Source organism: Mesorhizobium sp. CO1-1-8 (genome assembly GCF_020164875.1).
GTDB lineage: Bacteria > Pseudomonadota > Alphaproteobacteria > Rhizobiales > Rhizobiaceae > Mesorhizobium.
Window position 1 is genome coordinate 39,460 of the sequence record NZ_JAIUGZ010000019.1, and the last position, 12,804, is coordinate 52,263.

A 12,804-nucleotide genomic window follows, 5' to 3' on the forward strand; every position below is an offset into this window, starting at 1 on the left:
GTCGGCTTTGGTGACGATGCCATCCCGGGGCAATCTCGTTCCGATGGTTTGCCGGAGTCATGCAATGATCACCAGACGGGGGTTCCTGCGCTTCATCGGCGGGTCGGTTCTGTCGGTTGCCGCGTTCAGCGCCTATGCGGTCGGCATCGAGCCGATGCTGCTGACGCATGTGAAACGCTACGCGCTGACACCGCCGCATTGGCCTGACGGCTTGAAACTGCGCGTCGTTGCGCTTGCCGATATCCATGCCTGCCGGCCATGGATGACGCCGGACCGGATCGCCTCGTTTGTCGAAGACGCGAATGCCCTGCAGCCGGACGTGATCGTTCTGCTCGGCGACTATATCGCCGGCATGCCCTTGGTGACCGGCCCGGTGACGCCGTCACAATGGGCGTCCGCCCTGTCGAGCCTCAAGGCGCCGCTCGGCGTGCTGTCGATCCTCGGCAACCATGACTGGTGGGCCGATGGCTTCGCGCAGCGCGCCGGGGCCGGCCCGACCGTAGCGCGCAAGGCCCTGGAGAAAGTCGGCATCCCGGTGCTGGAGAACGATCTCGTGCGCCTGGAGAAGGACGGGCAAGGTTTCTGGATCACCGGGCTCGCCGACCAGTTGGCGCTGCTGCCGACCAGGGATCGCGCAGGCTTCACCGGACTGGACGATCTCGACGGCACGTTGGCCAAGGTCAGCGACACTTCGCCAGTCATCCTGCTTGCGCACGAGCCCGATATTTTTCCGAAAGTGCCGTGGCGGGTCTCGCTGACCCTGTCCGGCCACACCCATGGCGGACAAGTGCGGCTGTTCGGCTATTCGCCTGTCGTGCCGTCTCGTTTCGGCAACCGCTATGCCTATGGCCATGTTGTCGAGAACGACCGCAATTTGATCGTCTCTGGCGGGCTCGGCTTCAGCATTCTGCCTGTGCGTTTCGGAATGCGCCCCGAAATCCTGTCAGTCGATCTTGGCTAGAGCATGATCCCGAAAAGTGGGAACCGGTTTTCGGAAAAGATTATGCTCCAACAAGATCCAGATCGCCTCAGTGAAGCGATTTGATCGCGTCCATGACGTCGGGCTCGGCCTTGTCGCCGTTGAAGGCATCCACGATGCCGAAGGCGCCGCCATAGCTCCACACCGACCATGAGAAGCCATGCGCTTCGGCGCGCGCGATCATGTCTTTGACATAGGCGGCGCGGTACTCGGCCGGCATCGCATAGGCGCTGCCGTATTCCTGGCGGATCATGCCGAATTCGCCCAGCGTGATGTTTTCATGCTTGACGCCGTTGGCCTTCGCCCAGGCCTCGACCTTTTCGAATGGCGCATCCATCAGGCCGAGCAGTTTGTCGGGACTGTCCATGCTGGCGACCTGTTCGTCGAGATAGGCAAGCAGGCCGCTCTGCCTTGTCCAGGGCGCCTCGGCCTTGATCCTGGCGCGAATGGTGTCGAGCGCCACATCCAACTGTGCCTTTGACACCGAGGTCAACGGATAGGGCAGGCCGGTCACATAGGGGATGAAGTCGCCGGCCCAGGTCGCGCCTTGGTGAGTGAGCAGGAACGGATCGTAGGAGTGGAAGGTCCAGATGACGTTGTCGTCCGGGATCGTCTTCGGGTCGATCTTGTCCAGCGAGCTTGCGGCGGAGTAGCAGGCGCCGGTCAGCACCAGCGTCAGTTTCGTCGCCGAGGATCGTGCCGCGGCGAACAGTTTGCGCTGGCGGTCCGGCCACAGGCTGGTGCCGTCGCTGTCGCAATCGACGATCGGTTCGTTCATCGGCTCGAAAGCCACTTGAGCGGGATCTTCACTCGCCAGCGTGCGGGCCATCCTGCGCACCATCTCGACATAGGCGTCGAAGGTCCGTGGGTCGTCCATCACTTGCGCCATGCCGATCTTGCGGCTGCCGCCGGCCGGGATCAGGTGCATGTCGACGACCACCCTCAGCCCGGCGCGGTTGATCATGCGCACCGAGTCCAGCACGCTGGCATAGAGATCGTCGCGCAACGCCACGGTCTGGGCGGACAGCAAAGGCGACGGGTCGACCGGCATGCGCAGGAAATCGAAGCCCGCATGCTTCAGTGCCTTGAGATCGTCCTCTCGAAGGAATTTCCGCCATTCCGGATAGGGCAGGACGGCCTTGGCGTCGCCCCACTGGTCTTCGCCTGGCCACGTGACCCACTGGTCGAGGTTGAGGCCCCGCCTCATCGAGAAGCTCGCTGCCTGGCTTGGCAGCGCCAGACCCACGAGCATTAGCAACGCCGCCATCAAGGTCTTGATCATCGCCGTCAACAGTGCCATCCGATGCTAGGTCGCGCGGGAACAGGTGCCTCGTCGGGACTGAAAAAGGAAGCGCAATGGGCGATCATGGTGAATCGGCGACGCTGCTGGCCGGCATTTCCGGTGCGCTGACGCCGTTCGGCCACCGGCTGATGGCGCGGGTCTATTATGCCGACACCGATTTCTCCGGCGTCGTCTACCACGCACGCTATCTCGAATTCTTCGAACGCGGCCGCTCCGACTATCTCCGGCTTACCGGCGTGCATCACACCGAACTTGCCGACGGCAAGCATGGCGAGAGAATAGTCTGGGTGGTGCGCCGCATGGAGATCGACTTTCGCGGCCCCGCCCGTATCGACGACATCCTGACGGTCGACACCCGCACCGAGGAGATTTCCGGTGCGCGCATCTTCATGGCGCAGCAGCTCAAGCGCGGCGATGAGGTGCTGGTCGAGGCCAAGGTCGAAGCGGCGATCATCGGCGAGAATGGCCGCCCAAGGCGCTTTCCCAAGGAATGGATGGCGGCATTCATGCCCAAGGCCCTGCCCGCTGCAGATTAGGCCATTGCTATCAACAGGATGATTTGCGCCTTGCCACTGGGCGTGGCAATGCGCCGCGCCTTATATACTAACCCATCCTTAACCATAACGGTTCATGAAGAGATTGGTGAAGATTGGCGTTATCCGAGCGCCTTCCTTTCACCAATATTTGCCCTGAAAAGGCCGAGAACGGCACAGTTTGGGGTTGTTCCGGTAGCTTCGTGCGAACCGACCACAAGGGATGCCAGGGGCCAGCCGCCAGCTTCGCCCGGAAAATCTTAAGGACGTAACGATGGAAAATATCGCACTCGCCGATCCGGGCGCGCAATTGTCGGTTTGGTCGCTGTTCGTTTCGGCCAGTTGGGTGGTCAAGCTGGTGATGATCGGCCTGCTCTGCGCCTCGGTCTGGACCTGGGCGATCATCGTCGACAAGCTGGTTTCCTATACCCGCATGCGCGCGGCTCTCAACCGGTTCGAACAGGTGTTCTGGTCGGGACAGTCGCTGGAGGAGCTCTACCGCACGCTCGCCGACCGCAAGACCACCGGCATGGGCGCCATTTTCGTCGCTGCCATGCGCGAGTGGAAGAAGAGTTTCGAGAAGGGCGCCAAAACGCCGCTCGGCCTGCAGACCCGCATCGACAAGGCAATGGACCTGGCGCTGACGCGCGAGATGGAAAAGCTGGAAGGCCGCCTGGGTTTCCTCGCCACCACCGGCTCGGCGGCACCCTTCATCGGCCTGTTCGGCACCGTCATCGGCATCATGACGTCGTTCCAGGCGATCGCCGGCTCCAAGAATACCAGTCTCGCGGTGGTTGCGCCCGGCATCGCCGAAGCGCTGCTGGCAACGGCCATCGGCCTGCTCGCCGCCATTCCCGCCGTCATCGCCTACAACAAGCTGTCGTCCGACGCGAGCAAGATAGCAGTGCGCATGGAAGGGTTCTCCGATGAGTTCTCCGCCATACTCTCGCGCCAAATCGATGAAAAAGTGGCCCCCAAGGCCTGAGGAGTAGCAGATGGGTATGTCCATGGGCATGGGAGGACGCGGCGGGCGCGGCCACAGGCGGCGCGGCCGTCACCATGCACTGATGTCCGAGATCAACGTCACGCCGATGGTCGACGTGATGCTGGTGCTGCTGATCATCTTCATGGTCGCCGCACCAATGCTGACGGTCGGCGTGCCGATCGACCTGCCGGATACGCAGGCGAAGGCGATGAATGCCGACACGCAGCCGATCACCGTCTCGATCAACGCCGCCGGCCAGATTTATCTGCAGGAAACCGAGATCCCGATCGAGGAGCTGGTAGCCAAGCTGCAGGCGATCTCGAAGACCGGCTATGAGGAGCGCATCTTCATCCGCGGCGACAAGTCGACCGACTACGGCACGGCGATGAAGGTGATGGCCCGCATTTCGGCCGCTGGCTACAAGAACATCGGCCTGGTTTCACTGCAGGAACAGGACCAATAGACGCGCGATGAAGACCGGCCTCACCACATCGGTGATCTTGCATACGGCGGCGCTGACCTTCGGCCTGTTCACGCTGACGGCGCCGGCAGCACTTCCGTCGTCCGACGTCGAGTCGGTCGCGGTCGACATCGTGCCGATGGAAGCCATTGCGCAGACGTTGCAGGGCGACAAGAAGGCCGTGATGCATGAAAAGCCGGCACCCGTGCCGACGCAGCGCCCGGACATCGTTCCGGATGCGCAGAAGGTCGGCGAGAACAGCGTCGACACCGACAAGCCGATAACGCCGGAGGCTAAGCCGAAGCCCGTCGACATGACCTCGGCTCCGCCGCCCGCGCCGACCCCGATCGAAAAGCCGAAGCCCGAGGACGTGCCGAAGCCGCAGGAGAAGCCCAAGCCCACCCCGGCAACGGAAGTGGCGCCGGCTCCGACGCCCAAGGAAGAGGTCAAGCCCGAGCCGGTCAAGCAGCCCGACCCCAAGCCGACACCGGCCAAGCCGGCGCCGACCCCGCCGCCGCAGGACAAGACCGCCGCCATCGATCCGACGCCCGAGGTCAAGCCCGACGCCGTCGCTGAAGCTATAGCGCAGGAGCCCCCCGCCGAAGCAACGCAGCTGCCCGACTCGGCACCCGCGCCGGAAGCGCGGCCGAAGCCGCAGCCGGCGCAGGCCGAAAGCGCCAAGGCGCCTGAGCGCAAGAACGCCGACAAGCCGGTCAAGGAAGCGTCGTCGAAGCCGAAGTCCGACGACAAGCAATTCAACGCCGACGAGATTTCCGCGCTGCTCGACAAGCAGAAGCCGTCCGGTGGCGGCGCCAAGCGCTCGACCCAGCAGGCATCGCTCGGCGGCGACAAGGACCAGGGCCAGAAGCTCTCCAGGTCGGAGATGGGAGCTCTGGAAAGCCAGCTTGGCGGCTGCTGGACCCTTCCTGTCGGCCTTGAAGGTTCGGAGAATTTCGTCGTCGTCGTGCGGTTCAACCTGGATGCCTCCGGCAAGCTGGACGGGCGCCCGGCGGTCGAAACGTCAAGCGGAAACCGTCAGTTCGACGAAAGTGCGGTTCGTGCAGTGCAAAAATGCGATGTCACCGGCCTGCAGGTTCCTGCCGGCAAGCAGGACATCTGGGCCGACGTCCGCGTCACCTTCGATCCAAGGGAAATGCTCGGCCTCTAGGCCCGCGCATCCAAAAATCAGTACGAGAAGCGAGAAGACATGAAATCAATCCTCAAGCCGCTCCTGATGATCGCAGCAATGGCGATGGGCATGACCGCGGCCGGCACGCTGCCGGCGCTGGCACTCGTCGAGCTCAATGTCAACAAGGGCAATGTCGAGCCGCTGCCGATCGCCATCACGGATTTCCAGGGCGGCGACGCGCTTGGGGCGCAGATTTCGCAGATCGTCACCGCCGATTTGAAGCGTTCGGGTCTGTTCGCGCCAATCGACAAGAGCGCCTTTATCGAGAAGATCACCAACCCCGATGCAGCGCCGCGCTTCGATGACTGGAAGGTGATCAACGCGCAGGCGCTGGTTACCGGCAGCGTCAGCAAGGAAGCCGACGGCCGCATCCGCGCCCAGTACCGGTTATGGGATACCTTTGCCGGCCAGCAGATGGCTGGCGAGCAGTTCTTCGCCAACGACGCCAATCAGCGGCGTGTCGCCCATATCATCGCCGACGCCATCTATGAGCGGCTGACCGGCGAGAAGGGCTATTTCGACACCCGTGTCGTCTTCATCGACGAATCCGGCGCCAAGAATGCGCGCAAGAAGCGCCTCGCGATCATGGACCAGGACGGCGCCAATGTGCGCTATCTCTCGGACGGCAGGTCGATCGTGCTGACGCCGCGATTCTCGCCGAACCGGCAGGAAATCACCTATATGTCGTATGAAAGCGGCCAGCCGCGGGTCTATCTGCTGCAGATCGAGACCGGCCAGCGCGAACTGGTCGGCAATTTCCCCGGCATGACCTTTGCGCCGCGCTTTTCGCCCGACGGCCAGAAGGTGATCATGAGCCTGCTGCGCGATGACGGCAATTCCAACATCTTCGCTATGGACCTGCGCAGCCGTTCGACGACGCGGCTGACCAATTCGACCGCCATCGACACCTCGCCGTCCTATTCGCCCGACGGCAGCAAGGTGGTGTTCACCTCCGACCGTGGCGGCCGCGCACAGATCTACGTGATGGGTGCCGACGGCTCGGGCCAGACCCGCATCTCCTTCGGCGACGGCGTCTATTCGACACCGGTCTGGTCGCCGCGCGGCGACCTCATCGCCTTCACCAAGCAGACCGGCGGCGAATTCCAGATCGGCGTCATGAAGACCGATGGTTCGGGCGAGCGCATCCTGTCCTCCGGCTTCCAGCAGGAGGGGCCGACCTGGGCGCCGAATGGCCGCGTGCTGATGTTCTTCCGCGATTCCGCTGGTGGTCCCAAACTGGTTTCGGTCGATCTGACCGGACGCAACGAGCAATCGATCCCGACGGCGAACTTCGCTTCGGACCCCGCCTGGTCGCCGCTGCTCGAATAGGGGAATTGAAGAACTGACGAATTGAAGAACTGAAGAATGGAGAAGACTGGCAGCTACATTAAGCGCGCGAGGGATCTAGAGGTCTATAAGCGAGCTTATGCGGTTTCTCTTGACGTTCATAGGACCACGCTTGCTTTCCCGAAAATCGAGCAATACGCGCTGGCCGATCAATTGCGTCGTTCCAGCAAAGGAATTTGCGCCAATCTGGCCGAGGGATTTGCCAAACAGACCCACTCCAAGCCGGAATTCGCACGGTTCATTTCGATGGCGATGGGGTCATGCAGTGAAGTGGACACGTGGATTTCGTACGCGTTCGACCTTGGATACATCTCACAAGCGCAACTCGACGAGTGGCTACAATCCTATGCCCACATCTACGGAATGCTGGTGAATCTCAGAGAGAAGTTAAAGTGATTTCTCTCTTCAGTTCCTCAATTCCTCCATTCTTCAATCCTCTTTTTCCACGCATTGGTCGCGTTTTGGCCGTATTTCCGCCTAGGGTCCACGTGAAATGTGGCCTCACGCCAACGGCTGCGGACGGGCAGCCTAAACCAATTTTTAACCGTGTTTCTTGAATGCCGGTTAACCCAAACGTGGTTACTGGGTGATCAACGAAATCACTCAAATTAGATCACTCGAAATACGAAGGAGAGGCGGCATGGGCCGTATCGCAGCACTTACCAGAAACCCGGTCATGATCGCGCTGGTGGCGATGCTCGCCATTGCCGGTTGCGCCTCGAAGAAGACGCCGAACAACGCGGCTGACCTTGGCCTCAACGGCGCGGGTGCTGCAACACCCGGCTCGGCGCAGGACTTCACCGTCAACATCGGCGACCGCATCTTCTTCGATACGGACTCGACATCGATCCGTGCCGACGCGCAGACGACGCTCTCGCGCCAGGCACAGTGGCTGAACCAGTACAAGCAGTATGCCATCGTCGTCGAAGGCCATGCCGACGAACGCGGAACGCGCGAATACAACCTGGCGCTCGGCGCCCGCCGCGCCGCCGCCACCCGTGACTTCCTTGTCGCCAAGGGCGTCTCGGCCAGCCGTCTCAAGACCATTTCCTATGGCAAGGAACGTCCGGTCGCGGTTTGCGACGACATCTCCTGTTGGTCGCAGAACCGCCGTGCGGTCACCACGCTTAGCGGCGCTGGCTCCTGAGGCATCATGCAGCCGACCGGCGCGTCAAAGAACGCGCGGCCGTCTAGCGATAAAAATGCAACATACCTGTGCGAAAGGCGGCCCTGGGGCCGCCTTTTTCATATCCGGATGCTCGAAACAAAATTTGGCCGAAGTCTCGGCTCCTGCTATGAGCCGAGGGCGCTTGGCTGGTCCCATGCTGATTGGAAGGCGCGAACAAGCTAACGAAATCACTGCGAGAGGCACATGCATTTGAGATCGGTTCTGAGCGGCACGCTTGCGCTGCTGCTCCTATCAGGCGTCACCGCCCTGGCTAGCGGCACCGGGGCGAGCGGCACAGGGCAATCAACCGACAGCGGCTTTAACTTCCATCTGCCCAGTATCGAATTGCCCGGCTTCTTTGGTCAAAAGAGGAAACCGGACCAAGTGCAGTTGGTGCAGTCCGATCCTGCCGCTGTCACCAGCCTGGAAGAGCAGCTGCGGCAGATGAACGGCAAGATCGAGGAACTCAATTTCCAGGTCCTGCAGATGCAGGAGCAGATCCGCAAGCAGCAGGAAGACAATGAATTCCGTTTCCAGCAGCTTGAAGGCGGCGGGACGCAAGGCGGACAGCCGCCGGCGCAGAAGAAGTCGGATGCCGCCACCGGCACCGACAATGACGTGGCGGCGGCCCCGGCAATACGGGCGCCGGCCGACGCCGGCGCCGCGCCCGCCAATAATCAATCGGCAGGCGGCAAGACGGTCGAGGACGTCATAGTCGAATCTCCCGATGGCGACCCCGGCAAGGTTATTCCCGGTACGGGTGCGCCGGAAAAGAATTTCGGCACCATTACCGTCGACAAGAATGGCAATGTCATCGATGCCGGCGGCAACACACAATCGACCGCGCCGGCGCAGGACACCGCGCCAGTCGCCGGGGCGGCGCCCAAGGCCGGCAAATCCGATACGGTGGTCGCTGCGTTGCCCGCCACCAACAACCCGGAGGAACTCTACCGAAACTCCTACCAGTTCATCCTCTCGGGCGACTACGGCACCGCCGAGCAGGGTTTTCGCGACCACATCGCCCGCTTCCCCAAGGATGCGAAGGCAGCGGACGCGCATTACTGGCTGGGCGAGTCATTGCTCGGCCAGCAGAAATACCGCGATGCGGCCGAGACGTTCCTTGCCGCCAGCAAGGACTACCCGAAGGCCAAGAAAGCTCCCGACATGTTGCTGAAGCTCGGCGTGTCGCTGGTCGGTCTCAAGCAGCATGACGTTGCCTGCGCCACCTTCAGCGAGGTCGGCAAGCGCTACCCTGATATTTCCAGCGCGCTCAAGGAACGCGTCAAGCAGGAGAAGGCTCTGGCTGCCTGCTGATCCTTGTCATACATGTCGTTGTCCTGAAACCGGGATCATTTTTGGGCGACATGCATTATGCTCGACACCGAGCTGGACCTTTCGACTAACCTTTTTTCGCATATTGATTTTGCCGGTGGCGCTGTTGCGGCCGTGTCTGGCGGCAGCGACTCGACCGCCCTGCTCCTTCTTCTCAAACATCATCTCGATCGTACGGCGCCGGCAACCAGGCTGCTGGCGGTGACGATCGACCACGGTTTGCGGTCCGGTTCGGCTGCGGAAGCGCAAACAGTGGCGAAGCTGTGCGCCACACTCGGAATCTCACACCGGATCCTGACATGGTCGGGCCCCAAGCCATCGACCGGCCTGCCCGCCGCCGCTCGCGAGGCGCGCTACCGGCTGCTGGCCGAGGCGGCACAAGCCGAAGGCATCGGCATGATCCTCACCGGCCATACCGCCGACGACCAGGCGGAGACGGTGCTGATGCGGCACGCGCGGGACGAGGGCCAGGGCCATGCCGAAATGGCAGGCCGAGGACTTGCCGGCATGGCGCCGGCCACCCTCTATGACTGGCGCGAGTGGATCGTGCGGCCGCTTCTCGGGTTGCGGCGCGCGGCGCTGCGCGACGTCCTGCGCCGACAAAATGTCGGCTGGGCCGATGATCCGACCAATATCGACGCGGCCTTCGAGCGGCCGCGTGTGCGGGCCGCACTTGCCTGCGAGAGTGTCGAGCATGTGGAGGGCATGTTGATGCTCGCGGGCCAGGCCGCCCTCGAGCGCAGGCAGCTTGGCGCCAGCGCAGCCGATTTGATCGATCGCTTCGCCAGCCAGCCAGCCATCGGCCTCATCCGCCTCGATCCGTGCTTGCTCTCCCCCGGGGACGAGCGAGCGGCTGTCTATGCGTTGCGCATCCTGCTGGCCACGACCGGCGGGATTGCCTTCCTGCCGGATCAGGCCCGCAGCGAGGCGCTGTTCGGTCGGCTGAGGGCTGGATTTCTTTGCGCCACATTGTCGCGGACGGTCGTGGATTCCCGGCGCTCCGGCATCTTCCTGCGCCGCGAGGCGCGCGGCCTGCCCGCCGCCGCTGCCGGCAGCATCCTGTGGGATGGCCGCCGGCGCATCACATTGAACGACAGCAGCAGCGCATTGTTGATTGCCTCGTTAGGCACGGCAGCGGCGAAGCGGCTGGCGACGGGTGAAGGAAAAGCCCCGCCGAGCCTGATGCGCGCGGCGCTCGCGGCCGAACCGGCGTTGTGGCAGGCCGGTGAATGCCTTGGTTTGCCTGGATATGGACTGAAGTCCGCGATGGTGGAAGTGCGGCCGGTCGTTACCCCCTTCGGCCGCTTCCTGCCATCCTTCGACCTGGAGCCGGCGCGGGCCGTCGCCGGGCTGATTGGCGCGGCACCGGTTCCGCCCTTGCCTTTCAGCGGCCACAGTGCCGGCTGATGGTTGCGCGAAAGCTTAACCCAGACGTGCTGTTCTGCTTGGCAAGGGGGGACGCTCTCCCTATGTTAGGCCCAAGTTTCCTCTCATGACGCGTGTCCGCCCCGCGGATGCCAACGGGACAATTGATGAATCCGAACTATCGCAACCTCGCGCTCTGGGCGATCATAGCGGTCCTGCTCATAGCCCTGTTCAATCTGTTCCAGACGCCGCAGACGCGAGGGGCTTCCAGCGATGTGCCTTATTCGCAGTTCCTGCAGGATGTCGCGGCGGGCCGGGTCAAGACGGTGACCATCGCGGGCGCCCGCATCAGCGGCACCTACACCGATAATGCCAGCGGCTTCCAGACCTATTCGCCCGGCGATCCTTCGCTGGTCTCGCGGCTGCAGGACAAGAACGTCACCATCAATGCGCGGCCTGAAACAGACGGTTCCAATTCGCTGTTCGGCTATTTGATCTCTTGGCTGCCGATGATCCTCATCCTCGGCGTCTGGATATTCTTCATGCGCCAGATGCAGTCCGGCTCCGGCCGCGCCATGGGCTTCGGCAAGTCGAAGGCCAAGCTGCTCACCGAAGCGCATGGCCGTGTCACTTTCCAGGACGTTGCCGGCGTCGACGAAGCCAAGGAAGATCTGGAAGAGATCGTCGAGTTCCTGCGCGATCCGCAGAAATTCCAGCGGCTCGGGGGCAAGATTCCGCGCGGCGTGCTGCTCGTCGGCCCCCCGGGAACCGGCAAGACGCTGCTTGCGCGCTCGGTTGCCGGCGAAGCCAATGTGCCGTTCTTCACCATTTCCGGTTCGGACTTCGTCGAGATGTTCGTCGGCGTCGGTGCAAGCCGCGTCCGCGACATGTTCGACCAGGCCAAGAAGAACGCACCCTGCATCATCTTCATCGACGAAATCGACGCTGTGGGCCGTCATCGTGGCGCCGGCCTCGGCGGCGGCAATGACGAACGCGAGCAGACGCTGAACCAGTTGCTGGTCGAGATGGACGGCTTCGAGTCCAACGAGAGCATCATCCTGATCGCTGCCACCAACCGGCCCGACGTGCTCGATCCGGCACTGCTCAGGCCAGGCCGCTTCGACCGCCAGGTTGTGGTGCCGAACCCCGACATCGTCGGCCGCGAGAAGATACTCAAGGTGCATGTGCGCAACGTGCCGCTGGCACCCAATGTCGACCTCAAGGTAATCGCGCGCGGTACGCCGGGCTTCTCCGGCGCCGATCTGATGAACCTCGTCAACGAATCCGCGCTGATGGCGGCACGCCGCAACAAGCGCCTCGTCACCATGGCCGAATTCGAGGACGCCAAGGACAAGATCATGATGGGCGCCGAGCGCCGCTCGTCGGCCATGACGCAGGCCGAGAAGGAGCTGACTGCCTACCACGAGGCCGGCCATGCCATCCTCGCGCTCAACGTGCCGTCGGCCGACCCGTTGCACAAGGCCACCATCATCCCGCGTGGCCGGGCACTCGGCATGGTCATGCAGTTGCCGGAAGGCGACCGCTATTCGATGAGCTACAAATACATGATCTCGCGTCTCGCCATCATGATGGGTGGCCGTGTCGCCGAGGAGTTCAAGTTCGGCAAGGAAAACATCACCTCGGGCGCCTCTTCCGACATCGAGCAGGCGACCAAGCTGGCGCGTGCCATGGTGACGCGCTGGGGCTTTTCCGACAAGCTCGGCCACGTCGCCTATGGTGACAACCAGGAGGAGGTATTCCTCGGCCATTCGGTGGCGCGCACGCAGAACGTGTCGGAAGAGACCGCGCAGATTATCGACGCCGAAGTGCGCCGCCTGATCGACGAGGCCTATTCGACGGCGAAGTCCATCCTGACCAAGAAGAAGAAGGAATGGATCGCGCTGGCACAGGGCCTGCTGGAATACGAGACGCTGTCCGGCGAGGAGATCAAGCAGTTGATCGCCGGTCACAAACCCGCGCGCGACCTCGGCGACGACACGCCGCCAAGCCGTGGCTCGGCCGTGCCGAAGTCGGGTGGCCGCCGCAAGAAGGGTCCTGAGCCCGAAGGCGGTATGGAACCGCAGCCGTCGAGCTGAAGCAGGACACTGATTTCATCGAGCGCCGCGGCTTGCTCCGCGGCGTT

Annotated in this window: 12 protein-coding genes; 11 read left to right on the forward strand and 1 reads right to left on the reverse strand. The window is 62.8% G+C overall.

Annotated features, from left to right (window positions below; all coding sequences use genetic code 11):
• Nucleotides 1-64 precede the first annotated feature (64 nt).
• Nucleotides 65-961, forward strand: coding sequence for a metallophosphoesterase (locus LB558_RS28225; RefSeq protein ID WP_224700542.1), 897 nt, complete (start codon nucleotides 65-67; stop codon nucleotides 959-961).
• A gap of 67 nt (nucleotides 962-1,028) precedes the next feature.
• Here the strand turns inward: LB558_RS28225 and LB558_RS28230 are convergent, their stop codons facing one another.
• The gene (locus LB558_RS28230) at nucleotides 1,029-2,279 is read right to left on the reverse strand and encodes a glycoside hydrolase family 5 protein (RefSeq protein ID WP_224700543.1); all 1,251 of its coding nucleotides are present in this window, start codon (nucleotides 2,277-2,279) and stop codon (nucleotides 1,029-1,031) included.
• Nucleotides 2,280-2,335: 56 nt separating this feature from the next.
• Here LB558_RS28230 and ybgC point away from each other — a divergent pair, with 56 nt between their 5' ends.
• The 10 genes from ybgC to ftsH all read left to right on the forward strand — a co-directional run bounded on the left by ybgC (nucleotide 2,336) and on the right by ftsH (nucleotide 12,757).
• The gene (gene ybgC, locus LB558_RS28235; RefSeq protein ID WP_224700544.1) at nucleotides 2,336-2,818 is read left to right on the forward strand and encodes a tol-pal system-associated acyl-CoA thioesterase; all 483 of its coding nucleotides are present in this window, start codon (nucleotides 2,336-2,338) and stop codon (nucleotides 2,816-2,818) included.
• A gap of 271 nt (nucleotides 2,819-3,089) precedes the next feature.
• Entirely contained in the window at nucleotides 3,090-3,800 is a 711-nt protein-coding gene (gene tolQ, locus LB558_RS28240) for a protein TolQ (protein WP_127260357.1), read from the forward strand.
• Nucleotides 3,801-3,810: 10 nt separating this feature from the next.
• A complete protein-coding gene (gene tolR / locus LB558_RS28245; protein ID WP_023811855.1) occupies nucleotides 3,811-4,263 on the forward strand; it encodes a protein TolR in 453 nt (150 codons plus the stop codon).
• A gap of 7 nt (nucleotides 4,264-4,270) precedes the next feature.
• Nucleotides 4,271-5,428, forward strand: coding sequence for an energy transducer TonB (locus LB558_RS28250; RefSeq protein ID WP_224700545.1), 1,158 nt, complete (start codon nucleotides 4,271-4,273; stop codon nucleotides 5,426-5,428).
• A gap of 39 nt (nucleotides 5,429-5,467) precedes the next feature.
• Entirely contained in the window at nucleotides 5,468-6,778 is a 1,311-nt protein-coding gene (gene tolB, locus LB558_RS28255) for a Tol-Pal system beta propeller repeat protein TolB (RefSeq protein WP_224700546.1), read from the forward strand.
• 36 nt (nucleotides 6,779-6,814) lie between these two features.
• On the forward strand, nucleotides 6,815-7,192 hold the full coding sequence (locus LB558_RS28260) for a four helix bundle protein (RefSeq protein ID WP_224700547.1): 378 nt from the start codon (nucleotides 6,815-6,817) through the stop codon (nucleotides 7,190-7,192).
• Nucleotides 7,193-7,436: 244 nt separating this feature from the next.
• Nucleotides 7,437-7,943, forward strand: a complete 507-nt coding sequence (pal, locus tag LB558_RS28265; RefSeq protein WP_013529149.1) for a peptidoglycan-associated lipoprotein Pal — start codon at nucleotides 7,437-7,439, stop codon at nucleotides 7,941-7,943.
• Nucleotides 7,944-8,168: 225 nt separating this feature from the next.
• Complete coding sequence (gene ybgF, locus LB558_RS28270) at nucleotides 8,169-9,278, forward strand: tol-pal system protein YbgF (RefSeq protein ID WP_224700548.1); 1,110 nt, start codon at nucleotides 8,169-8,171, stop codon at nucleotides 9,276-9,278.
• 57 nt (nucleotides 9,279-9,335) lie between these two features.
• Nucleotides 9,336-10,703: a tRNA lysidine(34) synthetase TilS gene (gene tilS / locus LB558_RS28275; protein ID WP_224700549.1), complete on the forward strand. Its 1,368-nt coding sequence runs from the start codon at nucleotides 9,336-9,338 to the stop codon at nucleotides 10,701-10,703.
• 125 nt (nucleotides 10,704-10,828) lie between these two features.
• On the forward strand, nucleotides 10,829-12,757 hold the full coding sequence (gene ftsH, locus LB558_RS28280) for an ATP-dependent zinc metalloprotease FtsH (protein WP_224700550.1): 1,929 nt from the start codon (nucleotides 10,829-10,831) through the stop codon (nucleotides 12,755-12,757).
• Nucleotides 12,758-12,804: the final 47 nt, after the last annotated feature.

Bases quoted from the DNA above. Each gene is read 5' to 3' on its own strand.
- LB558_RS28225 (WP_224700542.1), top strand. From the start codon at position 65: ATGATCACCAGACGGGGGTTCCTGCGCTTCATCGGCGGGTCGGTTCTG.
- LB558_RS28230 (WP_224700543.1), bottom strand. From the start codon at position 2,279: ATGGCACTGTTGACGGCGATGATCAAGACCTTGATGGCGGCGTTGCTA.
- ybgC (WP_224700544.1), top strand. From the start codon at position 2,336: ATGGGCGATCATGGTGAATCGGCGACGCTGCTGGCCGGCATTTCCGGT.
- tolQ (WP_127260357.1), top strand. From the start codon at position 3,090: ATGGAAAATATCGCACTCGCCGATCCGGGCGCGCAATTGTCGGTTTGG.
- tolR (WP_023811855.1), top strand. From the start codon at position 3,811: ATGGGTATGTCCATGGGCATGGGAGGACGCGGCGGGCGCGGCCACAGG.
- LB558_RS28250 (WP_224700545.1), top strand. From the start codon at position 4,271: ATGAAGACCGGCCTCACCACATCGGTGATCTTGCATACGGCGGCGCTG.
- tolB (WP_224700546.1), top strand. From the start codon at position 5,468: ATGAAATCAATCCTCAAGCCGCTCCTGATGATCGCAGCAATGGCGATG.
- LB558_RS28260 (WP_224700547.1), top strand. From the start codon at position 6,815: ATGGAGAAGACTGGCAGCTACATTAAGCGCGCGAGGGATCTAGAGGTC.
- pal (WP_013529149.1), top strand. From the start codon at position 7,437: ATGGGCCGTATCGCAGCACTTACCAGAAACCCGGTCATGATCGCGCTG.
- ybgF (WP_224700548.1), top strand. From the start codon at position 8,169: ATGCATTTGAGATCGGTTCTGAGCGGCACGCTTGCGCTGCTGCTCCTA.
- tilS (WP_224700549.1), top strand. From the start codon at position 9,336: ATGCTCGACACCGAGCTGGACCTTTCGACTAACCTTTTTTCGCATATT.
- ftsH (WP_224700550.1), top strand. From the start codon at position 10,829: ATGAATCCGAACTATCGCAACCTCGCGCTCTGGGCGATCATAGCGGTC.